Genomic DNA, 23,398 nt, shown 5'->3' with positions numbered 1-23,398 from the left:
GTAAAATCCGCAATTGTTTAGATTTCTGAAAGATACTAAATTTAAAATATATACAACTAACAACTATATTTTAATCACAGAGGAATTCTATGCGCCCTTTATCTCATTCCAGTGCAAAACCATCGCTTTATAATAAAGAATCTGAAACATACGATATGTTCAATCATGAAAACTCCAAAATTATCAACGGCACCATTGAAAAAATACTTAGAAAATATAAGAAAAAAACAGTACTTGATCTAACGTGTGGCACCGGATCACAAGTTTTTTGGCTTGCAGACAAAGGATACGAAATTATTGGAGCCGATATAAACGCGAAAATGCTCAAAATAGCAAAAAATAAAGGAAAACAAGAAAAAATAGAGGTAAAATTTATCAAATGTGACATGCGCACAGCAAGTATTGGCAAATTTGGCGCAGTTATTACGATATTTAACGCTGTTGGACATCTTACCAAAAATGATTTTGAAAAAGCGATGCGTGCAATATATAACAATTTACACAATGATGGCTTATATATATTTGATATATTCAATGCGCGATACTTTCAAAAAGACAACAACATCACCAAGTTAACCATTGATTGGCAAAAAAAAGATGGCAAAATAAAATCTCGCATTATTCAATATAGCACGATAAATGATACGGGCGTTTTATCTTCGTTTACGATCGAATTACTTCAAAAAAGTTCTGAATCTCTTAAAACAACTAAGCACACTAACACGCTTCAAATTTATTCATCTGACGAACTCAAAGAAATGCTACATAGAAACGGTTTCAAAGTGATAAGAAAATGCGCAATTGATGGATCAAGATTTGATGAAGATGAAACCGATAGAATATTTATCGTAGCAAAAAAACAAGAGCTAGATGTGCATCCACATAAGCAAAATTAAGAATAAAGAATTTATCCTGCTCGCTTGTTACTTAATCGTTAATTAATTTGATGAAGGTTTTAAATGTGTACAATAACGCTCTTTATCTCCGTAAATGTTTTTACAAACAGGACAGGTGACAAGCTCATATTGATTAACTTTAATACCCTGATGTTTCAAATTCATGTGCCATGCATAGAGGCGCGGATTTTGTAAGGATTGCTTACATTCACCGCAATAGGCATATGATAGAGGTAAAGACTTTGCTTCTTGAGGCTTTGTCGCTTGAATTATTTTACTTTTTACTTGCATTGGTTTTTGGGATTTTTTCTTTATTCCATTATTCTTAAATAACGGTTTTCGGGACTTAATTGCTTTTTTTGTTGAAAGCTTTTGGTCAATTCTATTCTCTGCAGCAATAAACAAGTCTCTCACTAACGGTTCCCCGCCCAATGGTGGCAAATCGAGAACGCCATTTTCATCAATAATGCAGATTTCTTGAGGCGAAACTCCAAAACCATCATCGATAGAATAGGTAGTTTTCTCTTCCATTGCATAAGCCGAGGCATTTATTATTACTATCCCTAGAATAATCATCCACATATAATTTCTCCACTCGCTGAACGATCAGCTAAACAGAAAACCCCTAACCCTATAGCGATAATCTGATTATTAATCCAAACTGTATAATTAAAAATTATAACACTATTATTAATTTATACAATTTATTTATAGTCAAAATTATCTGTGCCATTGTTCTTTGAAAACTTCCAAGGCTGATCTTTTCGCGCGATTTTTGATTTTGCTAGCCGCGTAGTTTAATTCCGGGCAGCATTTCTTGTATTTATGATACATGATGCGGTAGATAAAGAGAGAGGAGAATTTATCATGCTATTTTTTGACTCAGTATTATTGTACATCAAAGATTTTATCGCGGCGATTGGCGTGGTGGTAATTACGTTTGGCGCGGTGCGCTCTGTTTATCAATTATTTCAGATGGCTGACCGTAAAAAAAATGTCGATGCAAATCAAATTCGTCTGCAATTTGGCAATAGCGTTATTCTCGGCCTTGAGTTTATGGTGGGAGCCGATATCGTGGGCTCTTTAGTGCAACCCGATTATTATAATTTGGGTTTGCTAGCCATTTTAGTACTTATCAGAACAATTCTCAGTTATTTTTTAAATATCGAATTGCAAGCATTAACGCCACAACAGCGCCAAGCACTCAAATAAATTTTTTATTTGTCTTCAGTCTTAATTATGTTTCTATAAGCATGGATAATGCTTAAAAAGCCCGCTGCTAGTAATGGAATATTTAAGGTCAGAGAAAATCCCTTTGTTTGACTAGACTCAGCCAAACATTGTCCAATACCCCGGCCCCACAACGTTATAAGGTTAACTTTCCCATCATTATTATACGAGCTCTCAGCGTAGGAAGCTGCACCCAACGTAACACTATTTAACGCAATATTTCTGTTCCGGTCTCCGGACCAATTAGATTCAAATTCCCTATTAATTGTTCCGTGAGTCACCCCAATAAGAACCCCCACTGCGAAATCCTTTGAAGGCTGATTACTTTTAGAAAAAAACGTTTTTTCATGTGCTTGAACATTATTGCAGCTGAAAAAGAGTATTAACGAACATAAAGCAATTTTATTTAAGGTCATTTTTTTTATTCCAGATGTATTGTGACAAACGCATGAGAAAATATTAGCGAAATAATTTATTAAGCAGTGGAAGATATAATTTACAACAATTGTAATTTTGCGGCTAATACTTTAATGATCTGCTTATCCTTATATTCTTTTTCTCTATCAACTACCGATTTGGTATTTTGATTGTATTCAATTCCATTTTCACACAGCCAAGAAATTTGATTTAACAATGCATACATAGTAACCAATTTTCTTTGTTCTTCATCAAGATCCATCTCATTCATAATTGCGTTAGTATAGGTTTCTCCATAAGGAGTTCCTAGCCAGCTCAATTTTATTCTGCCAATTGCTTCTAATGGATCGCCCTGGGTTAGGCCATCTAAATCAACTAAGCCACTGAACGCACCATTGTTTATCATTACATTCTTAGAACTGATATCTCCAAAATAAGCTGTAGGTTTGATAGAATCAAAATATGATTTATATTTTGTATATAAATTTTCTGCTACTTTTATAATGCTATCATCAATTACACCTGTTTTTTTACCGCGCTCAATAGAGTCATCAATCCATAAGCGCATTCTTTGAGTCCAGGTATCACTTATTTCAGTTTCGCCACCACCCCAAATAAGACCGAATTTATCATCTACGGGAAAAGTTTTTGTTTTACTAAAAATATTCGCAATTTCTTTAGCTATTTTTTTGAGTTGATCATCAGTAAGAGTCTCAATTACCTTAATAAGATCTTGTCCCTCAATCTTAGTCTGAATTTGATATGCAAGCGGAACTACCGTACGGCTATAATCTTCTGCTAAAATATCAGGCACCTTAATTGCAACGGCCTTAAGTTTAGGAATATGATCACGAGATCCCATCAAAAATTTGTTATAGGGACTAAGCCGAATAATAATTTCTTTATCTTCTAAGCCCACATTATAAACTTCATTACAAATACCCACTTCTATACGTTTGATAAATTTTGGAACTTGCCCAAAATGAGATAAAACTATTGTTTCTATCATTTTTTCAAATGATTGCATTTCTTTTTTCATGAGTACCCGGATTGGCAAAAAGTTGCCATTAAGATTTAATACAGATCAATGGTTCTAGTGTTACCACAACTCATCATATCCTCGCATGATAGAAGATGAAGAGATTAACCATCATTAGAAGATACTTAAAATTTTTTGGCAACTCTAAAGAATAAATTATACGATGTACCCATGATTATTCTAAAGAATTTATTCCTATCGCTGTCCTTCTTATTTGCATTTCAATATCTTTGCGCAGCACCGCTGGCACAACACTTCAAGTATTTAAGCTATTTAAAAATGCTAGCTTGCGCTTTTGAGTTAGAATGAGCAATCGCGATCAATTTTGGATCTTTTATTTGTTTGATTTTTTAGCAGAATCATTTTTGGATGATCCAGTTTCTTTCTCTTGATCATCCAACGTTACTGGATCCAATCCTACTTTTTTTTCGTGTATAATTTTTACTTCTCGATGCGGATGCTGCATTTCTCCTGAATCTTCTTTTTGCCAGCCTGATGGAGAATCGTGCTTTCTTTGTTTTGACATTCTTTCTTCCTTCTTATTTCTAATTCTAGAATACCAGATTCATGAGCTCATCGTGATTCACCTTAAGAAACTTATGAGTTAATTATCAATAGATAGAAATTCTCGCAAAAACAAGAGTCTGAAAAAAGATCTACCCTTGATATAAGATATTTTTAAAATATGTACCGATTATTTTCTGGTGTGGTTTAAATAATTCATGAGGTAGGTTTGAGACATTGAAAAACTTCCATTCATAGCAAAGATCTGGCTCCATGCATTGTATTTCACCAGAAAAACTTTCCAGTAAAAAAGAATTGTGCACGTAGTGCCCCCGCTCATCAATAGTATCCGTTATCGTTATCAACCTAAATTCTAAGCCTTCAATTCCTAGCTCTTCCCTGAGTTCTCTTTTGGCGCATTCAAAAAGTGTCTCTCCGTATTCTAAATGCCCACCGGGCAATGCCCACGAACCCTGCCCATAACAATTCTTTCTTTTACCCAGCAAAAGTTCATCATTTTTTAATATAAAAATCTCACAGCCAATTTTAATTTTTTTATTGTTCATAGTTTTCAACGTATACGTAGTTTAATCGAACGACTCAGTAGTAAATTATATCAAAAAAAATCTACTGGAGATCTAAATCATATAATTATATTTTAATTATTTAGAGATTAATTTTTATCCTGCTTAAATTATCCTTTAAATCAGCGATAATAATCCCCACAAGAATAAATTTCCCATATTCAAATGTTTTTATCAAATAGCCATCAATTTAACGATAGATCTTGCCCTTAAAGAATTATCTCCCTGACTCTTAATTTCAACTTTAAAACATTAAAAATTATTTCAATTACAAAAATTGACACGTCGTTCATCATCGCTACAATTGCTGGTAATACGACAAGAAGGAATTAACCAACAGATGTTAAATCACAAAATGCATAGGAAGAAAAAAATGCAAAACTATTTCATACTACGCTTCATACCAATTTTATTATTCTCCCTCGCCTGCAACGGAATGAATCAACAAACAATTAAACTGTCATTGTTAGCTTCACATAAACTAGGGGCCGTCCAACTAGAGAAAGACGATAAAGGTTTTCATATTCTTCAAAACGGTAAAAAGACACCAGTCAATTCTTACGACGTAGATCCACTATTACGCAAAATGAATTGCGACCAGCTTAAAGCATTTCAAAAACATGGATATGTTACAGGAAAAAAACTAAGCAATGGCGAATACACCATTAAGGCGCATGTACGCGGCCTGGGAGGCGGTCCTATTTGTGGTGCAATAGCGTATTGGATTACAAAATCAGCAATGTACGGCACAGCTGGAGTTGTCGGCGCTACAGCTGTAACTGGCGTAGTAGCCGCATCGGGCGGCGGAGCTATACCTGCTATGATTGGAGTAGGTATAGCAAAAACTGCTCTCGCTGGTACCACTGTTGGAATGGCTGTGGTGGGAACAGGAGTTGTTTCAACAGTTGGCGCATCGACAGCTGCCGTAGGAACCATGAGCGTTGTCGCTGCTACAGGAGGCAGTATACCAACAACCATAGCTTTAGTTGAATCATGCTCAGCGGCGGCGGGAGCATTCTTCTCAGCATTGCTATTTCTTCCCTAAAAATCCATGAATAAATACGTATATTTTTTTAAAAAAAATCTGTATCTAGTTATAGCATATGGAATATCGTTTTTGGTGTTTTATCACTTAGCTATCTTTTTAAATCTAAGAGAACCGTTGGAATCACCATTTCAATATTCTCCCACATTTATCATTATGCTTGCTCTTTTATTTGTAGTTGTAGGAACAATCATAGACGTTTTAATGCAGAATAAGGTTAGTTAAATTTAATATTCAGAAAGACTCAACTGATTTGGCTCTTTCTGAATATTAACAGATCGTTATAAGAAAAAGGCTTCATCATGATTTACAAAACAATATTTTTAAGCGCCCTTTTAGTGCCAACTATTATCGCTCATAATAACGCGGGTTTAGTGGAAATACAGAAACTCAAAAGCGAGCAAGCTCAAAAAGAGATGGAGCTTTCCAGAATAGGAGCAGAAATTGAAGAAAAGGAAGCTCTCATAGATTTGATGATGGCTAAAGTTAGGGAAACAGCCGCAAGAGTATTTGAATCACTAAATGAACAAGAGCAAAAAGAATTTCACCAGGAACTCAATGCTTTTATGGTACGCACCAATAAAGCACTTGCAGTACCTGATGTCAAAAACTTTTTAATGACTGAGTTTTTTAACGACATGGGAAAACATTCTGATGAGATCGAAAGAATTAAATCATTATTAATTAGAAAAATAATTGAACGAGAAATATTAAAGCGCCTTGTCAAACGCTACGAAGAAAATTTACAAATAGCCGCTCAGATGGATCTAGACTTAGCTGAATTAGAAGCATCCGCTTCAGTTTAAAAGAAATGAAATCTATGAAAAACATTAACAATATTATAATTAATGCGTTCGTTATTTTTTCTATTTTCATTTGCAAATCAAATTATACATACGTAGGGAAAAGTCAGCTTGAAGTATTCTGCGCCACCATTAACAAGTCAACAATATTATTGGCGGACGCAGCCCCAAATATCGGACTTAATACCGCCAAAGAATTGGCTCCTGTAATTGAAAAGGCCACACGCTCCGTAGGTGTTGAATCTGCCCAAATAGTGGCCGATGGTGTAACCAATGCAGCAAAAATAGGTGCTCAATCGATAGATAAATTGGCTGTTGCCGGCCAAATTATAGGCACAGTTGCAGGAGTAGGAATTTGCGTTCTCGCCGCCACGCAAGTGGTCGCTGTTGGTAAAGATCTTCATTCATATCTTAATCCAACAGACGAGGAAATAGATAAACAGCAACGAGCTCGTGAAAGCTATGAAGCACTGCACGCAAAAAGAGAATTTAGAAAGTGCATCATGCAAAATCATAATCATGAAAAAAACGAATCAGGCCGACCTGCAGAGTGTGAGCAATTAGCAAAGATGTTTGCTGCAATGAATGGAAAGCAAGCACTTGATGAAATGACAGCGACATTTAACAGCGTTTATGGAAAATAAATATGGTAAAAAAAATATTTATTTTACTGATATGTACATGCTCACTTATCGCAAATAACGAGAATTCCAATGAGTTAACCACGGCAGAGAAAGTCATTATAGGTGGCGTAATCGGAACTGCCGTAGTGGCAGCGACTGTAGTTGCTGCACCGCTCATATTATCTTCTGGTACTATCGCAGCTATAAAAACCGCACTTGGGGCTGCCGCGGTTAAAGCCTCGGCAGCTGGTGCGACAATTAAAACTGCCACAACTGCAGCGGCTGTTAATGCCAGCGTAGCTGGGGCATCTGTCAAAAGTGCGGTAGCAGTAGCCGCACCTATCGCAGGAAAAGTGAGTATTGGATTAGGTGCAATTCAATTAGGAACTCCATACCTTCGTCCTCACATTGCACCAGCTTCTGAAGATAAACTAAACAAATTGGTTGAAGAAGAAGCTTCTGAAATTCTCAATGCTCACAAAAAGCTAAACGATTGTATTATCAGCAACAAAGATAATCCGGAAAGCGGTATGCCAACTGCTTGCCAAGACGCAGCGCGCATGTTTGCAATGATTGTCGGGCAAGATGAATTAAAAATTCAACCAATATAGTAATAGTGAAGCGGATTAGGATTGCGTTCTAAGATTATTTATTTTTATGCTCGTCCCAATAACGAGCACGGATGCTCGCTTGCCCTTTCTCTTTTGACTTAGAATGGGCAATCACGATTCATTTTCCATTTTTAAATTCACGAATTGGCCAGCCTTTTTTTTCGTCTTCTTGCCAACTTTATAAGGCATAGTAGTATCCTTTTTTAACATGGCCTCTATTTACATGCCTGCGTTTTTTCTTTCTAAAATTATACGCTATAGAGATTGGTATAATATTTTCAAGAAACCCGAAGTACTTACCTGCTTTCAAGAATGGGGCGAATTCCAGGAAAGCAAAATAGATCGCTTGGAATTGATACTGCGATGCCAACTCGTTAATTAATCTCAATGGTTTGTTTGGCTAAATTTAAAAGCATATTTTCCTTTATTTGCTGCCTCTTTCTTAAATGCACCATTTTTTCTCTGTTAACAATAGGCTCAAAGGTACTTACCCATTGCCCGTTTATCAATACATTGGCACCTAAGATAATTTGATCAAATTGACCAGTAGCAACCCCCCAGCTAAATAAGATATGCTCATCCTTTACTGCGTTTATAAATTGATAATATTCTATTTCATCAAAAAAATGATCTTCATTAACAAAAATAACTAATAAAGTCCCTTGTAAATTTGTATTTGATAAATGTGCAAATCGGCTATAGTCTTTCGATACTTTTTTTCTTATTGCTTCATGAAATCCTACAATCAACGAATCAAATTCTCGGGGGGGAATACCTAGAATAATTCGTTGACCTTCAAAATGCTCTGGATATTTTATCATTTCTCGTATTCGTCGAGCCATCAACTGATTTCGTGAAAAAGTAGTTAATTCAATCCATTGACAAGAATCATTTTTATTAACGATAGCATCCGGGATACATTGCCCATGGCCTAATTGTTTATTATTTACTGAAATGATTGGACACTCAATAAGAGATAAATTCTCAGCTGAGAATTTATCTCTGTATTCTATATATTTCTCAATAAAATAACTTTGCTCAAGCTGATCCAAATCAACTTTTCTTTTTTTATTAATTGTACCTCCTTACGTTTCTGGAATTCATTATTCTAAAAATATTGCGCTCACCGATGCTCAACGCCCTATCATTACATCAACAAAATCAAGAAAGCTAATATAAAGCTTTCGCAATGAACGGCATAGCTATAAATGGCATTGCAACTCATATGAAGTTTTTTTTAAGATAAGATTAAAGATCTTGAAAAACGAGCACAGCGATAGCGAGCAATAGATATAAGACTGCCAAAAATCCAAAAAAGCCTTTAAAGATAATTAGAAAGTGGATAATGAAATTTAAAGCATTAAAATTAAGATAATAATGATGAAGAAAGAATATTACTTATAAGGCTTATCTCTTTAAAACTGATGCGAATTAAACGATACTCATTTTCTTGAGCCCAAATATTTTTTCTTTGATCATTGCTAATTAATTCGTGAAATGCTTTCTGCCCGCCCCAATGTTTTCGCGGGGTGTAGTGCTGCTCTCCATCATATTCAATCAATATATTTGATTTTTCTATAAAAAAATCGAATCTAAGAAAATAACTACTCTTTTTTTTTGATTTAAGCGTTTTAAACTTCTTTTCTCGAATAAAGGGAATATTATTATTAATTAGCCATGATTCAATTAATAAAATTCCCCGCGAATTTAAATTATCTCTACAGAGTTCACATCCTCGTCCATCTAAATGATTCCAAGCTCGTTGTTGAAAAGGCCCATGCTGTAAGCAAATTATAGTTATAAGTGATCTCCCTCTTTTATAATCTGATTTAGAATAGTCGTATTTATTTCCATGGATTGCTTGAGCTCTTAAAATAAATTTTTCAGTATTCATATCTCGATTAGCACAAGAAGGACATCCGTGCCCAATTAAATGTTTATGCGGCTTTTGAAGAAATTCACCATGAAATGAACAAATAATAATCAGGACAATATTACTTTTTTCATAAATTGCTTGAGAGTAATTATATTTGGTTCCGTGAATGTTCTGAGCTTTCCTTATAAAATCTTCTAAGGTAACTTGCTTTCTTTTCTCATTCCCGTCAAAATCATATTTTCTTCTACATTGGGCACACCCTCTCCCCGATAAATGACCACTGGGCGCCTGTCTGAATGCTCCATGCTTTTTACAAATAATCCATACATGTTTATGTGTGGAAACATACTCTACTAACGAATAACCAAATTTATCGCCATGCTTAGCTTTAGCTTGTACAATAAATAACTCTTTTCCTGTGGACTGTTTTTTTTGCATGCTCTCTATACCACAAGGATCACATCCGCTTCCTCCTAAATGACTTCCAGGAATAATAAAAAAAGATCCATGCTTGTAGCAAATTATTTCTATTTTCAGTGAATTATTGATATATTTTGTTTTTGAATAATCATATCGGCTTTTATGAACTGCTTGAGCCTTATTCATAAATTGCAAGGTTGCTTTTCTATTTTTTTCAGCTCCTCTGCCAATATCTGCGCAAGGCTTACAGCCTGCTCCAGCTAAATGCAAACTTGGTGACTGTAAAAAAGAATCATGAATCGAACAAATAATACTTATTTTCGTATGATTATTTATATAAACAACATGTTTATAATCGTAGCGGCCTCCATGAACCTTGATAGCTTTTTCAATAAATAACTTCGTTAACTTTGCTGTATCGATATTTGAAGTTTTTCTTACTTTTGGTTTTTCTTTTCCTCTAATTAAATTTGCCTGATTCAAGATACCAGCACAATGCCTACAACCACTTCCTCCCAAATGTGCAGACGCAACTTGACTAAAGTCGCCATGCATTTTGCAAGTGATTATAATTTTTTTATCAGAAGCAAGATATGATGATTTAGAATAATCGTATTTGTCACCATGAACTTTACGCGCTTTTTCAACAAATGACTTGGCACATTCTAAAACTTTTGGAATTGATGCCCTGATACCTTTGCAGCGTTTGCATCCAGCCCCTTTTAGATGCGTTTCGGGCCACTGGCTGAATTCTCCATGAACTAGGCATTCAATAGTCAGCGGGGTTTTCCAGTTTATAAATCTGGATTGAGCATAAGAAAATTCATTTCCATGAATTTTTTGAGCTTTTGCTATAAAACTTTCAGTATTCATTATAATTTTATCAAATCAGTTTTTAGCGGATAAGTAATAGGTATTGCCATATCTTATACATCGCATAAGTATCTAGGCGACAATACTGCTTTAAATCTTCAGCAATTTTTGATTTTTCTGATGAACTAAGCTCTTTATTCATCATACTAAACCATTTTTCACCAGCATCCATTCCATCTTGAATCATTAATTTATCATAAGAAAGCTCAGGAACTAAAATCGGAAATATATTTTTGATAGAGGTCTTTCCGTTAAAGCCGGAATGTACATAAAGTTGATTCTTAAAAATTTCTTCTAAGTCAAAAATCCGATTGTTTAAATTTTGAAAAAAATCGTTATAAGACGAATGTCGCTCACCTAGCTCAGTGTTTATTTTTTGCTCAAAACTTTTATGCCACACAATAATAGTGCCAGAAGGCCCTATCATCGCCGCAAGCTTCTGAATTATTATCTCCGATGGATCGCAGTCAGCTTCATGAAGATATTCAAAATGGGTTGGCTCAGAATTTGCATCAGTTAACACATGTAATGAAAATTGAAATGGAATATGCTTATATGGTTTAAATCCACTGAATAGAGGAATAGGATGCGCATAGCTTTCATAATCCAAGAAATACAATGGATAGGTTAATTTATCCAATTCTTGCTTGATAGCCATGTCATCTATAATCGTTTTTTTAAATTTATAGGAATTTACTTGATTACTTTGAATGTCCGTTAATGCAAAGCTTGCTGGAATATCATCTATAGTAAGAATGTTGGAATTAACTAATATACTCAACCTTTTTTCATTAATTCTAGCTATATCATGAACAGAAATCTCTGGCACATGAGGATATGAGTAACTAAAAGTTTTACAGTGCGCATTACGGCCTTGAGAAATACAACTGCAAATTGATGCTTCCTCCTTATCTTGGTGTAAATCTATCTTAGCCCTCTGCATGCGCTCTCTCGTTAGCGACTCACGCTCTTTAACATTTTCTGTTACATTATTAATAATAAAGAGCTTATCAATCTCAATATCATTAATCCGCAAGTAATCTTTATTAAGATGTATAATGAATAAGTTTTCTAATTCAATTCCTTGCTCTTTCAAGATTATCGCTTGGAATGAAATATCTTCAATATGATCAATTTTATCTTTACTTTCATATAAAGAGTTTTTTCCCTTAATTTCATAAAGAGACCACTTTCCAGTTCTTTTATTGTATTCAAGAACATCATTACGCACTAAAAATTGATCATGGTAAAAAGTAGACTGAAATAAAACTGATGTTTTTTTCTCTATATAAGATTTTGTAAGCAAAGCGGCATCTTCACCATGCACTTCGATTAGGATACCTTCTGGAAATAGTCTTCTTGCCCATAGCTCAACTAAGTTCCCCTTATTCATTATTGCATGTTCAGAATCAGTTGGAGCCAAGAGATCCTGCAATTCTTGTTTCTTATGCAGTTTCAACCAGGCGTTCTTTGCACATTGTAAATATTCTATGTATATAGACTTATGAACAAATTTATTCATATCTAACTTCCATTTAATAAGGGATATGCTTTATAAATAAGGATATGTTCTATTTTATATCATTCGAAGAAAAAGTCTAAAATCATAACGATTTGTTCTATTATTTTCTATTTTAATTTTATTAAATACTTATCACTTCAAAACATGTATTGGATCTGGTTAAACGTGCGTATGAATTATTATCGGTTTTGAAGTTGAAGAAAAACGAGAGTTAATTAAGCTTGTACTTCAGAACTTGAGACTAGGGAATGAAAAGCTCGCCAAAGAGGCGCAAAAACGATTTGATTTGATGCCAAATCCCGCTCATAGCTTACTATGGCGGAGCTGATGGGACTCGAACCCACGGCCTTCCGCGTGACAGGCGGACGCTCTAACCAACTGAGCTACAGCTCCCTATATAACCAAAGAGAAGTGGCTCCGCGGGCTGGACTCGAACCAGCGACCCAACGATTAACAGTCGTTTGCTCTACCGACTGAGCTACCGCGGAATATAATTTCATTTTTAGTATCGGTGAAATTAGTTAGATTAGCCCCATCTTGCCATCCTTCGATACAATTTGCTCTGCAAATCACTCAGGACGAGCGCGACGGATAAAATCGCTTTTATTAAGAAATTCCTTAACAAGCGAAGATGGCCTCGCCAGTCGTAGTTTGCCGAGCCTGAAGGCCCGGATAAACGAAGACTGGTGGGCGGTGCTGGATTCGAACCAGCGACCCCCAGTTTGTAAGACTGATGCTCTGCCAGCTGAGCTAACCGCCCCTAACATTTATTTCAAGACTCACAAATTGTAAAGAAAACAGAGGGAAAAGTCAAAGCAAAAAACATGAAATAGGTATTTTTTTACTGATTTGCCTGTGCGCAGAATGTGCATGCAAAAAACTAGAACATCTTACCAGTATTCTGGGCAATCATCGTTAACGATATCATCCGCTTCGCATACGCGCTCAACAGCCCTACAATCCTCATCCTCAGTGCAGCCCCTCTCGCATCCAGCTGATGGCCCGCAATGTTTTGAGCGATAGTTTTTTGCTCTTATTGACGATTGCATCGGCGGATATTGGAGATACCATCCAGGAATTGCGCCCACCATTGGCTCATAATTGATCGAGCCTGCTAGATACGCGGCCTCGAGATCATGGCAAAGCGCAAGGAGCGCAATCAAAACAAAAAAATCGATTTTCATAACATTTCCCATCCTTACCATTTTTTACTCAACTTCCACCATTACTTTTTCGGGCGCTGTCAGTTTTGGCTGATAGATCGTCGCCTCCGCCGGATTATATACAGGGCGCACGCGCGATTCCACTCCACGCGGATGTATATAGTTAAATGATCTATTAGAGGTGAGATTTGGTGTGTAGTTTATACCTTGCGAAGGAGGAAAACCGTACTGACCATCCGAAGTAATGCGCCGCCATTCGTAATTTTTAGGCGCAGCATTTATAAGAATAATGAGGCTGATGATAGCAAGGCCCATTAATCCGAGAGCTGATTTTCTTTTCATACCATTTCTCCCAGTGATAATTATTTCTATTTGAATTTTATCATTCCGGGAAAGTGGTTTGCAACAATTTCGCCAAACAGCGCGAAATAACGCTCAAGCAAGCGCCTTAAGATGTTTTTTCTTAATGAAAAAATTTTTAGAGAATATTGCTTTTACGCGTGAATAATTACAAAGCACCCTTTTGAATGAGGAGGCAATAGGTAAGTTTTTCAAAAGAGATAAGTGGCTCTACCATCACTTTTTGATAAACACCATCTGATGAACAATGTGCCACCTTGCCCAGCGCAAACCCCTGTGGAAATACCACGCCTTCGCCACTTGAGAGCACTAGATCATCTTTTGCTACCGCATTCAAATGGTTCATGTGCGTTAGGATTGAAACATCAAGCTTATTAATTCCCTCGTGTATGCCACGCGCTTGCGCTGCACCACACCAAACGGCAACTTTGCACGAGCGATCGGTCACGAGCACAATTTTACTGTAAAACGGGGTCACCGTATCAACACGGCCGACCAGATTATTTTGATAAAGCGCGACCATTCCTGGCTTGATACCTTTTACAGAGCCTGCATCAACGAGCACATAATGCTCCTGGTCAGAAATGTGCGACATAATTACATGCGCAACTTGAGCATCTTGCATCGCGTATTGTTCCATGAATTCGGCCAGCGGCTTAGTATCATTTGCAAAGCGGAGCGCTCCCTCCAATTGAACGAGCTTTGAGATAAGCGTTTCTCTCTCTTGCTGCAACTCATCTACTTGTGTATGCAATTCATGAATTGCCCATCTTTTTTGGCTGAGTGAACGAAATGGCGCAACAATTAACGACTGAATTTTTAAAAAAGGATAAACAAGAACTGAAGAAACAGAATCCATTACTTGCCACGAATTAATTGGCATTATCACGCGCGTTAGAAAAAAAAGAATGCATCCGCCGAGAAACAACAACATTAAGCGACCGCGAAAACTCATAGAGCTCCTTATTTTTTTTCACGTTGACAGTTTATCGATCGCGTAATCAATAAGCAATTGAAATGCGCATCACTCGATACAATTTCGCACAAAGTGCAAAATCACTCGGGACGAGCGCAGCAGATAATATCCGCCGTTTTGAATTCGACCTGTCCGCCATGGTTCGATACATTCTGCTCATAAAATTCGCAAAACACTCACCACGAGCGGAATTGATAATTCCTCCCTCGCTCTGACCTATCGATACAAATATGATCGCATTCGGCTATTAGAAAGATTTCCAGTCCGCTCGTACTGAGTGATTTTGAGTGCAACGAGAAATTGTATCGAAGGATAGCGGTTCGAGTATTGATTTATGCAAATTGAAATACTTAGATTAAGAACAAGGGATATTTTTTTCTAAGGGGTGGTTGTGGCAAAAGCATTTATAACAATCTATATCGCATGCGCGCTTGCGCTCATGATAACGCTACCAATAAACGGATACGAATTACGATGGGATTGGAGCACTATTAACCATCTTGATATTTCGTTTCCAGAAAATTTTTTATGGGGATGCGCCGATTCCGCGCTACAAACTGAAGGGCTTGAAACTACAGATAACCGCATGGTCGAAAATAGTTGGACCCTTTTTGAAAATGAAATAGCAATACCAGCAGAACGAAGAGCTGGCAAAGCATGCCATCGATGGACAAAATATGAAGATGATATTCAGCTTATGAAAAACATTGGCATGAACGCTCACCGGTTTTCCATAGAATGGAGTAAATTAGAGCCGGAAGAAGGCATTTATGATCATGCAGCGATGCAACATTATTGCGCTATGATCGATCAAATGCTTGCGCAAAACATTATCCCAATGATTACGCTTTTTCATCACACCTATCCCGTTTGGTTTGCTAAAAAAGGTGCCTTTGAATACAAACAAAATAATTTTCATTTTGTTCGTTTTGCATTATATGTTTTTCGCCATTTGCACACCAAAGTGCCCCTTTGGATTACCATGAATGAGCCGGTTGGTTATGCGATCGAAGGTTATTATCGCGGGGTGTATCCACCAGGAAAAAAAAGCTTAAAGCTTGCGGGCAAGGTTGCCAAAAATTTATTGAACGCCCATGTTTCGGTTTACAAAGAGTTTAAAAAAATTGATAAGCGGCCGCAAATTGGCCTTTCGCATATTTTTAATCCACTCGACGCGCATTCTAAATGGAATCCACTTGAACAAGTAGCCGCCCGCTCGTTCGATTATTTAGTAAATAAGGTGACCGTCAACTTTTTCCAAAGTGGTACTTTTGATTGGGCATATTTAGTGCGGGGGTATAATCGCGATGCCAAGCAAGCGCTCGATTTTTTTGGCATTAATTATTATACGCACACCACGATTAAACAAATGAATTTGCTCTCGCTTAAGCCGCAACACCGGCTCGATGAAGTTCTTCTCGATCATGCAATCGATGGCCGTGTATGCAAAGTTCTTTATCCTGAGGGCCTTTATCGTTCGATTAAAAATGCTGCAAAACTTAATGTTCCACTTTATATCACCGAAAATGGCACCGCAGCAGCCGATCCTGCACTTCGGGATGATTATATAAAAAAACATTTATACGTAATCTCTCGCGCCCTGCAAGAAGGTTTTGATGTTCGCGGTTACTTTTTCTGGACGCTCATGGATTGTTTTTGTTGGCGTAAAGGATACACCGATAAACATGGGATTTATGCTGTCAATTTTGAAACACAAGAACGAACTCTGCGCCCAGGGTGCGATTATTTAATCGAAACGATCAAACGATTTAAAAATAGTTAAAAATATGCAGGATGTTTTTTTGCGATGTTAAAATCTGCAGCTCATGCTTGCGATAAGTTTGCCATCCTGCTCACATCGCAGATCGAATTTTAGATTCTGTGCCGCGCGCCAATGAATTACTTTATCCGCCGCAAATGCATAGAGCAAACCAAACCCAACGCCCGCAATCAATTGAGAGAGATAATGACGGTTGCAATTAAGAAAATCAGCAAAGACAAACGATGAAAATAATCCTAAAGGTACGCCCCATTTCCAGCCGTGCCGCATGCCAAAAAGCGCTGTCATATACGTAACGTTTGCCATGTGGCCTGAGGGAAAACCTCCCGTTGATCTTTTTCGTCTATTAAAATGCTCATTCCACGGCCGCAAACAAATATTTGTATCCAATGTTTTAATAATATTTTTTCCCCAATGAACAAATGGTAATCCGATTGCAAACATTCGTGCCGTTTGCCGTAGCCTTTCATTGGGAGCCCAAAGCGCCAAACTTGAAAGCAGCACCATCGGAACGCCCACTCCTTTTTGCGCGATTTGATGGCATGAATTATGCATTTGCCGAATATTTTTATGGCAACTTCTATCATAAAAATGACTTTGAACACTTTCATCAAACATGCGCGCGCTTAAAAAGAATGGTAAAAAACCGGTGATTATTTTTGCCGAATCGATCGTAAAAAGCTTTACATTAAGCAGAATTGCATCTTCAATAACATTTCCCAATGAATGAAATGCTTGATAAAGCTTTCCCGTGCGTTGCACCGTTTTCATATGATAATTTGATGCAAAACTGCCAAAGCATATGCTTATCAAGCCTGCAAAAAAAATTGTCCGCCGCCATCGCATCATAACTACCGCTCATCCTTTCCTCCTCTATCGTAGAAAGGAAATGGCATTTCTGACAAGAATGCAGATTAAATAGCCACTAATTCATTAATAAATGGAACAAGTGAAATAGTTTCAATACGAGAATGTTGATAATGTTGCGCTATAGAATTGGTTACATATAATTTTTCGAGCGCGCTTTTTTCAATGAGATCGAATGCATGCATAGAAAATATTCCGTGGGTTGCCGCCCCGATAATCTTTTGAGCGCCGGCATCTTTCAATAATTGGGCCGCTTGAGTTATGGTACGGCCGGTCGTAATCATATCATCAACAATCAATACACTTTTCCCCCGAACATCGCCTTCAAATGAAAGCTCAACTTGATCTACCTCAGGCCTTACTTTGTGCATAAAAATAGTCTTTTTTCTACAACGCTCGGCAATACTGGTCGCAAGCTGCATCGCCCCGCGATCGGGAGCGACAATGATATCTGCCTGCTTTGCCAATTCATCAAAAAAAGCGTCATTAATTATCGATTTAAACCGCACATCATGCTGGAATGTTGGATTATGCATGTGCAAAACCAAAAAACGATTGAGTGAAAACTGGTCAAAAAAATGCGCAAGCACCGCCGCACTTAAAGATTCACCTTTTTTCATAGTATCCTGCCGCGCATACCCAAAATAGGTAATGAGAAGGTTAACTTTTGCACCCGCTTTGCACAGCGCATCGAGAACTAAACAGATTTCAACTATATTTTCTGCAGGTGTCGGCGTAGCGCCGACGAGCCAAACCTCTTTACCTGCTACCTCATCCTGAATGCGAACGCGCAGTTCCCCATCAGAAAAATGATCAAACGCAATTGTGCCGATTTCTTGGCCGCTTGCATGAGCCAAATGGCTCACCGATCTGGTAAAAAAAACTTTCATGAAGAATTACCTTTAAATAACAGTCAAATCGCTCCATTGCTTCATTAATTCATCTTCGAGTAAAAAAACTTAAAAGTCAAAAGTGTGATTTTTCATTATTTTCATGCATTTTTCAGGCATCCGCTACCCATTCATTGCCGGCGCCTGAAAATATTTGCTATTATAAAAATGATTCAAATTTCATTCTACAATAAACGCTTTTTAAAAAAAGGAAATGTATGAACAATTTAAAACAATTGATCGTCATTTTTTCACTTTTGAGTATGGTTTCTGCTCAAGCAGCTCAGAATATGCCAAAAGCACCGACAATGCCAAGCGCAGCAGAGAATGCGGCAGCTATGCAAACAACCTATCGAGATAATTGGAGCCGTTTGCTTGATGATATTAAAAAATTTGTTGCGGCTAAATTTGCCTACTTGGAAGATTTTGAAATGGGAGCATTTGACTGGCTTAGACAACGCCTCGCAACCATAAATCCTTATCCATTTAGCGAAGAAACCAAGCGCGAGCTCATTAATTACCTTGATTCTTGGAAAGAGAACAAGAAAGCGCACCATGAAACGTTCCAAGAGAAAATTGGTTCTTATCAAAGCCAATTGCGCACAAAATAACTAAGAATTTTAAATTAAGTATTCCTAAAAGCGGTAGCTTACATTAAGTGCAACTCGATCATTGCAGTTCACATCAACTGACCATGCCTGATTCGCGCTATAAGCTATCGCTTTTTGTGTTGCTAATCCAAAAATTACGCCAACTGAAGTGCCCGCAATTGTTTGCGAAAGATAATGCCGATTTGCATTCACACTTACCGCAAACATAAGCCCCGCAAATATGCCAAGCGGCACCCATGCGCGAACCCCATATTCTAATCCCCATACAGTCATCATATACGAAGCTTCAAACATATGCCCCGATGGAAATCCGCCATGCGCTCGCCGCTCACAGCTAAAATGTTCGTTCCAGGGGCGCAAATTAGCATTCGTTTTTGCACATTTTACGACATCTTTAAAACATAATCCGGTAATCACACCAACGAAAAAAAGCCGACTTGTGCGCCGCACATGTTCGTCTGGCGCCCAAAGGGAAAATGAAGAGAGTAAAACGGAACCTGCAAATGCAGTTTTTTCTACCGCTTCAATAAATCCACCATTAAATTGGCCTCTATTTTTATGGCAATTGCGATCATAAAAATGTTTTTGCAGAGATTCATCAATCATTCGCGCTGAAAGATAAAAGGGTACGGTGCCAACAATAACTTTTACCGTATCGATCGTAAAAAGAGAACGATAAAGGTAAACCGCTTCTTTAAGAAATTCAGGAATATCCCGCATCTGAAAACATGGATTTGTATATTTTTTTTTATTTATGCAATTTGCCTGAACATCAAAAGCAAAATGAAACAGAAACAGACATACTATCAACAACTGCACGTATCTCACCCTTTTTTATCTTTTGGCATGTAAACTTTTTCGAGTCTAATACATATTTACCAATGATTTAAACTTAGAAATAAAAAAAGCTCTAAAAAAGATGGCCTTTCTAGAGCTTTTTTCAATCTACTTACAAAAATTGTTATTATGCACCAAATCCTTGTGGATGTTTTTTGTGCCACGGAGTTGCTTGTTCAAACGCATGCGCCGTTTGCAGCATAAGCTCTTCAGCATTATGCGGAGCAATGAGCTGAAACCCGATCGGTAAATTTTCGCTGCTCATGCCACATGGAATAGAAATTGCAGGAATGCCGGTAATATTCATTGCACAGGTAAAATAATCCTGTAGATCCATTTGCAACTTATTCTCATCAAATTCACCAAATTTGAATGCGGGAGCGGGATGCGTTGGCGCTACAAGAAGATCGACATCTTCAAACGCCTGATTGAAAGCATTCCGCATCAAGCCTTGTACTTTTTTTGCATTCACATAAAATTCACCAGCATGGCCGACGGAAAGTACATAATTTCCGATCATAATGCGCGCTTTTACCTCTTTGCCAAAACCTTGCTCACGCGTTTGTGCGTACATTTGGGCAAGAGTTGGTTTTTTGACTCGTAGTCCGTATCGAACGCCATCAAAACGTGAAAGATTTGATGCCGCTTCCGCTCTACTTAAAATAAAGTAAACCGCTGCGCTATAATCAAGCACTGGCAATGTAATTCGTTTTATTGTCGCGCCCAAACGCTCAAGCTCTTTAATCGCTTGCTCGATCGCATTCACCACTTGCGCATCTACACCCTCGGCATAGAGAGCATTTTCTATAATCCCAATGCGCATGCCCGGTTTAATTTTGCCGTTGAGGGTAGCCGTATAATCTTTGGTTGGTTGTTGCAACGTAGTTGAATCACGTTCATCGTGCCCCGCAATGACTGAAAGTACATGCGCCGTATCTTTAACGGTGCGCGTAGCGATACCAATTTGGTCAAACGATGATGCATACGCAACAAGCCCGTAACGGGAAATTAATCCGTAAGTTGGTTTAAATCCAACGATGCCACAAAACGCAGCGGGCTGACGCACAGAACCGCCCGTTTCAGATCCCAAAGCCCATGGAACAAATCCTGCAGCAACTGCAGCTATTGATCCGCCGCTGGAGCCACCCGGAACACGAGAAACATCCCATGGATTTCTAGTTTTTTGATATGCTGATGTTTCGGTTGAGCTGCCCATTGCAAATTCATCGCAATTTGCGCGCCCAACAAGAAATGCACCGGCAGATTTCAAACGCGCAATGGCGGTTGCATCGTATGGCGCAGAATAATTTTGCAAAATTTTAGATCCGCACGAAGTGATCCGATTTTTTTGGCAAATGTTGTCTTTAATAAGGCCAGGCATCGCGAATAATTTTCCTGATGCTGCACTTTCTGCCATAATTGAGTCGGAATTAAAAATTTCTAGCGCAGATCCGATAGTTTTATCATATTTTGAAAATCGCTCGAGATGAAAATTAAGAAGTTCTTTTGAAGAAATTTCTTTTTTTTCGAGAGCAGAACGAAGCTCGTCAATCGTTGCAAAAGCTAAATTGTTCATTAATGTTCCTACTTGGATTCAATAATTTTTGGTACAACAAAGAAGTTGCCTTCACGCTCAGGCGCACGACTTAATATCAATTCATTATCGGTGCGAATCACCACATCTGGCCGAAGTACATTTACTTGCTGCGCGTGATCAAATTCGCCAGAGCTTGCGATATCTTTAACGCGCTGCGCATAGGCCAATATTGATTGTACGTGAGTCATAAGTGGAATAATCTCACTTTCTTCTAAATGAAGTTGTGAGATCCGAGCTAATTTGATTAATTCTTCTTTTGTTATATCGGTCATAGCAATCTTTCAAGATGGAGCTTTTTAAGTAATACTACCAAAAACAACTTAACCTCACAAATTGCTCAAGGTCATTCATCTGTGCGGATACCAAGAAATTTTCTAAGAGCAGATTTTCATGCCAAAAAAGCGCCGGTTTTTAGTTGATCGACTCTTTTTTCCAATCTTCGCCTCTCAAGCGCCAGATATAGATGAGACTCATAACTGCGTTTCCTAAATAAAAAGAGCCATAGATGCACAAGAATTTTATCATAGGATTCAGAACAGTAACCTGAGCAAAAAGATACGAGACCGGAATAAAATAAAGTAAAAAGGTCCCCATGCGAGCCCACATAACAATGCGCACGTTTGCAGCACCGCGCAATGCAGCAGAAAGAACAAGCTGAACAACATCAAAAAGAACAAGCATGCTCATGAGAGGGAAAACCGCAGCTGCAAATTCAGTAAATTTCTTTTTTGGGTCAAAAATAGAGATGAAAAATTCAGGCTTATAAGAAAAAAGAATCAAGATAGAAAAAACGAAAACCGACGATAAGAAAATAACTTTTTTAATATTTACCTTAATAGCATTCCAATGATGCACGCTGTATGCGTTACTTACCAAGTAGGTAATTACTTGCGCAAAGGCTGCTGCCGGCTGAATTGCCAAACGCTCTAAATCTTTTATCACGCTATAACTGGCAATAGCGTATTTACCCATAGGATTAATGAGAAATCCAAGCCAAATATAGGCTGCGGCAAAAAGCGTTTTATCTAAAACGACCGGCCAACTGAGTTTGATAATATCGATCATGCGTTCGTGGTTAGTGATATCTTTCATAATCGAAATACCATACTTACGATTATCCGGATTTACCACAACGTAGGTGATCGCGAGTAAGAGCATTACGCCATATTGAATTACCGAAGCAATTGCTGAGCCCTGTAATCCTAATGCGGGAAATCCCCAGACACCGTTGATAAGAACATAATCGAAAAAAAGAAATGTAATAGCACCCACAATAAATATTTGCATAGGAATGCGCGGCTTTTTTATTCCGCGTAAAAAACCAATAAATGCAAAAAACATAAACATAAAGAATATGCCGATTGCGCGGGTTCTCAAAAACGGAATACCGAGCATGATCATTTTTTCTGGCACACCATAGAGCCAATAGATCCAATAAGCGCCTGCATATAATCCAGCTGAAATAAGGGTACCGAAGATAGCGGTCACCCAAAAAGCAGCAGACAACGATCGGCCTACTTCTTTATATTCACTTAAACCATTGTATTGCCCGGCAACGATAACGGTACCTACCGAAAACCCCTCAGCCGCTTTAACTATAAAATGTATAAGAGTGTTGGTCACGCCCACGGTCGCATACAATGAAGTGGATTTAAGGCCAGCTATCCATCGTGCATCAATGAGAGGAATTATTGCATAAAGCAAAAGCGAAGTGATGAATTCTGGAATAAAATATTTTAAAATAGTGCCATAGGTTTCGCCGCCATTTTCTGTATCAACGATCCCATCATAATAGCTTTTCAATAACTTTTTTTTCGGGCTAGCTTCTTGTATTTTGGACATGTTAAGCGATCCTTGCTTCGCGCTGCCGGTGA

At 37.7% G+C, this 23,398-nt stretch carries 25 protein-coding genes and 3 tRNA genes; 8 read left to right on the top strand and 20 right to left on the bottom strand.

Going from position 1 to position 23,398, the window contains the following annotated elements:
• Positions 1 to 89: 89 nt before the first annotated feature.
• Positions 90 to 896: a class I SAM-dependent methyltransferase gene (locus tag HYX58_01945; protein MBI2774744.1), complete on the top strand. Its 807-nt coding sequence runs from the start codon at positions 90 to 92 to the stop codon at positions 894 to 896.
• 42 nt (positions 897 to 938) lie between these two features.
• On the opposite strand, the gene HYX58_01940 is transcribed toward HYX58_01945, so the two are convergent.
• Positions 939 to 1,478 carry a hypothetical protein gene (locus HYX58_01940; protein ID MBI2774743.1) on the bottom strand — a complete coding sequence of 180 codons (540 nt, stop codon included), beginning with the start codon at positions 1,476 to 1,478 and terminating at the stop codon, positions 939 to 941.
• Between the two features lie 285 nt (positions 1,479 to 1,763).
• Here HYX58_01940 and HYX58_01935 point away from each other — a divergent pair, with 285 nt between their 5' ends.
• Positions 1,764 to 2,108: a DUF1622 domain-containing protein gene (locus tag HYX58_01935; GenBank protein MBI2774742.1), complete on the top strand. Its 345-nt coding sequence runs from the start codon at positions 1,764 to 1,766 to the stop codon at positions 2,106 to 2,108.
• A gap of 5 nt (positions 2,109 to 2,113) precedes the next feature.
• Here HYX58_01935 and HYX58_01930 read toward each other — a convergent pair whose 3' ends face one another.
• The 4 genes from HYX58_01930 to HYX58_01915 form a co-directional block, all read right to left on the bottom strand.
• A complete protein-coding gene (locus tag HYX58_01930; GenBank protein ID MBI2774741.1) occupies positions 2,114 to 2,542 on the bottom strand; it encodes a hypothetical protein in 429 nt (142 codons plus the stop codon).
• A gap of 80 nt (positions 2,543 to 2,622) precedes the next feature.
• Complete coding sequence (locus HYX58_01925) at positions 2,623 to 3,582, bottom strand: phosphotransferase (GenBank protein ID MBI2774740.1); 960 nt, start codon at positions 3,580 to 3,582, stop codon at positions 2,623 to 2,625.
• A 334-nt stretch (positions 3,583 to 3,916) separates the two neighbouring features.
• A complete protein-coding gene (locus HYX58_01920; protein MBI2774739.1) occupies positions 3,917 to 4,108 on the bottom strand; it encodes a hypothetical protein in 192 nt (63 codons plus the stop codon).
• Between the two features lie 130 nt (positions 4,109 to 4,238).
• The gene (locus tag HYX58_01915; GenBank protein ID MBI2774738.1) at positions 4,239 to 4,652 is read right to left on the bottom strand and encodes an NUDIX domain-containing protein; all 414 of its coding nucleotides are present in this window, start codon (positions 4,650 to 4,652) and stop codon (positions 4,239 to 4,241) included.
• Positions 4,653 to 5,043: 391 nt separating this feature from the next.
• On the opposite strand from HYX58_01915, the gene HYX58_01910 reads away from it, so the two are divergent.
• The 4 genes from HYX58_01910 (at position 5,044) to HYX58_01895 (ending at position 7,752) form a co-directional block, all read left to right on the top strand.
• On the top strand, positions 5,044 to 5,715 hold the full coding sequence (locus HYX58_01910) for a hypothetical protein (protein ID MBI2774737.1): 672 nt from the start codon (positions 5,044 to 5,046) through the stop codon (positions 5,713 to 5,715).
• 302 nt (positions 5,716 to 6,017) lie between these two features.
• The gene (locus HYX58_01905) at positions 6,018 to 6,521 is read left to right on the top strand and encodes a hypothetical protein (protein ID MBI2774736.1); all 504 of its coding nucleotides are present in this window, start codon (positions 6,018 to 6,020) and stop codon (positions 6,519 to 6,521) included.
• A gap of 14 nt (positions 6,522 to 6,535) precedes the next feature.
• On the top strand, positions 6,536 to 7,162 hold the full coding sequence (locus HYX58_01900) for a hypothetical protein (GenBank protein MBI2774735.1): 627 nt from the start codon (positions 6,536 to 6,538) through the stop codon (positions 7,160 to 7,162).
• A 2-nt stretch (positions 7,163 to 7,164) separates the two neighbouring features.
• Positions 7,165 to 7,752, top strand: a complete 588-nt coding sequence (locus HYX58_01895; GenBank protein ID MBI2774734.1) for a hypothetical protein — start codon at positions 7,165 to 7,167, stop codon at positions 7,750 to 7,752.
• 374 nt (positions 7,753 to 8,126) lie between these two features.
• Here HYX58_01895 and HYX58_01890 read toward each other — a convergent pair whose 3' ends face one another.
• The 9 genes from HYX58_01890 to HYX58_01850 form a co-directional block, all read right to left on the bottom strand.
• On the bottom strand, positions 8,127 to 8,804 hold the full coding sequence (locus HYX58_01890) for a hypothetical protein (GenBank protein MBI2774733.1): 678 nt from the start codon (positions 8,802 to 8,804) through the stop codon (positions 8,127 to 8,129).
• A gap of 314 nt (positions 8,805 to 9,118) precedes the next feature.
• A complete protein-coding gene (locus HYX58_01885) occupies positions 9,119 to 10,921 on the bottom strand; it encodes a hypothetical protein (protein ID MBI2774732.1) in 1,803 nt (600 codons plus the stop codon).
• 22 nt (positions 10,922 to 10,943) lie between these two features.
• Positions 10,944 to 12,443, bottom strand: coding sequence for a DUF2779 domain-containing protein (locus tag HYX58_01880; GenBank protein ID MBI2774731.1), 1,500 nt, complete (start codon positions 12,441 to 12,443; stop codon positions 10,944 to 10,946).
• Positions 12,444 to 12,759: 316 nt separating this feature from the next.
• Positions 12,760 to 12,836: transfer RNA gene (locus HYX58_01875), tRNA-Asp, on the bottom strand.
• 19 nt (positions 12,837 to 12,855) lie between these two features.
• Positions 12,856 to 12,931 (bottom strand) — tRNA-Asn (locus tag HYX58_01870).
• 196 nt (positions 12,932 to 13,127) lie between these two features.
• A tRNA-Val gene (locus tag HYX58_01865) sits at positions 13,128 to 13,203 on the bottom strand.
• A gap of 130 nt (positions 13,204 to 13,333) precedes the next feature.
• Positions 13,334 to 13,627: a hypothetical protein gene (locus HYX58_01860; protein ID MBI2774730.1), complete on the bottom strand. Its 294-nt coding sequence runs from the start codon at positions 13,625 to 13,627 to the stop codon at positions 13,334 to 13,336.
• Positions 13,628 to 13,651: 24 nt separating this feature from the next.
• Positions 13,652 to 13,948 carry a hypothetical protein gene (locus HYX58_01855; GenBank protein ID MBI2774729.1) on the bottom strand — a complete coding sequence of 99 codons (297 nt, stop codon included), beginning with the start codon at positions 13,946 to 13,948 and terminating at the stop codon, positions 13,652 to 13,654.
• 166 nt (positions 13,949 to 14,114) lie between these two features.
• On the bottom strand, positions 14,115 to 14,921 hold the full coding sequence (locus HYX58_01850; protein MBI2774728.1) for a rod shape-determining protein MreC: 807 nt from the start codon (positions 14,919 to 14,921) through the stop codon (positions 14,115 to 14,117).
• A 412-nt stretch (positions 14,922 to 15,333) separates the two neighbouring features.
• Here HYX58_01850 and HYX58_01845 point away from each other — a divergent pair, with 412 nt between their 5' ends.
• Positions 15,334 to 16,725 (top strand): glycoside hydrolase family 1 protein, encoded by a 1,392-nt coding sequence (locus tag HYX58_01845; GenBank protein ID MBI2774727.1) that lies wholly within the window; start codon positions 15,334 to 15,336, stop codon positions 16,723 to 16,725.
• A gap of 27 nt (positions 16,726 to 16,752) precedes the next feature.
• Here the strand turns inward: HYX58_01845 and HYX58_01840 are convergent, their stop codons facing one another.
• Both HYX58_01840 and HYX58_01835 read right to left on the bottom strand, forming a co-directional pair.
• Positions 16,753 to 17,571: a hypothetical protein gene (locus HYX58_01840; GenBank protein MBI2774726.1), complete on the bottom strand. Its 819-nt coding sequence runs from the start codon at positions 17,569 to 17,571 to the stop codon at positions 16,753 to 16,755.
• Positions 17,572 to 17,636: 65 nt separating this feature from the next.
• Complete coding sequence (locus HYX58_01835) at positions 17,637 to 18,479, bottom strand: ribose-phosphate pyrophosphokinase (protein MBI2774725.1); 843 nt, start codon at positions 18,477 to 18,479, stop codon at positions 17,637 to 17,639.
• A gap of 218 nt (positions 18,480 to 18,697) precedes the next feature.
• On the opposite strand from HYX58_01835, the gene HYX58_01830 reads away from it, so the two are divergent.
• Positions 18,698 to 19,090 carry a hypothetical protein gene (locus HYX58_01830; GenBank protein ID MBI2774724.1) on the top strand — a complete coding sequence of 131 codons (393 nt, stop codon included), beginning with the start codon at positions 18,698 to 18,700 and terminating at the stop codon, positions 19,088 to 19,090.
• A gap of 24 nt (positions 19,091 to 19,114) precedes the next feature.
• Here HYX58_01830 and HYX58_01825 read toward each other — a convergent pair whose 3' ends face one another.
• The 4 genes from HYX58_01825 to HYX58_01810 all read right to left on the bottom strand — a co-directional run bounded on the left by HYX58_01825 (position 19,115) and on the right by HYX58_01810 (position 23,366).
• The gene (locus HYX58_01825) at positions 19,115 to 19,909 is read right to left on the bottom strand and encodes a phosphatase PAP2 family protein (protein ID MBI2774723.1); all 795 of its coding nucleotides are present in this window, start codon (positions 19,907 to 19,909) and stop codon (positions 19,115 to 19,117) included.
• A gap of 145 nt (positions 19,910 to 20,054) precedes the next feature.
• Complete coding sequence (gatA, locus tag HYX58_01820; protein ID MBI2774722.1) at positions 20,055 to 21,503, bottom strand: Asp-tRNA(Asn)/Glu-tRNA(Gln) amidotransferase subunit GatA; 1,449 nt, start codon at positions 21,501 to 21,503, stop codon at positions 20,055 to 20,057.
• Positions 21,504 to 21,511: 8 nt separating this feature from the next.
• Positions 21,512 to 21,796 (bottom strand): Asp-tRNA(Asn)/Glu-tRNA(Gln) amidotransferase GatCAB subunit C, encoded by a 285-nt coding sequence (locus HYX58_01815; GenBank protein ID MBI2774721.1) that lies wholly within the window; start codon positions 21,794 to 21,796, stop codon positions 21,512 to 21,514.
• 139 nt (positions 21,797 to 21,935) lie between these two features.
• Positions 21,936 to 23,366, bottom strand: coding sequence for an MATE family efflux transporter (locus tag HYX58_01810; protein MBI2774720.1), 1,431 nt, complete (start codon positions 23,364 to 23,366; stop codon positions 21,936 to 21,938).
• Positions 23,367 to 23,398: the final 32 nt, after the last annotated feature.

Source organism: Candidatus Dependentiae bacterium, from assembly GCA_016191325.1.
In the GTDB taxonomy this organism is placed as follows: domain Bacteria; phylum Babelota; class Babeliae; order Babelales; family JACPOV01; genus JACPOV01.
This window is presented reverse-complemented; position numbering and strand designations above follow the sequence as displayed.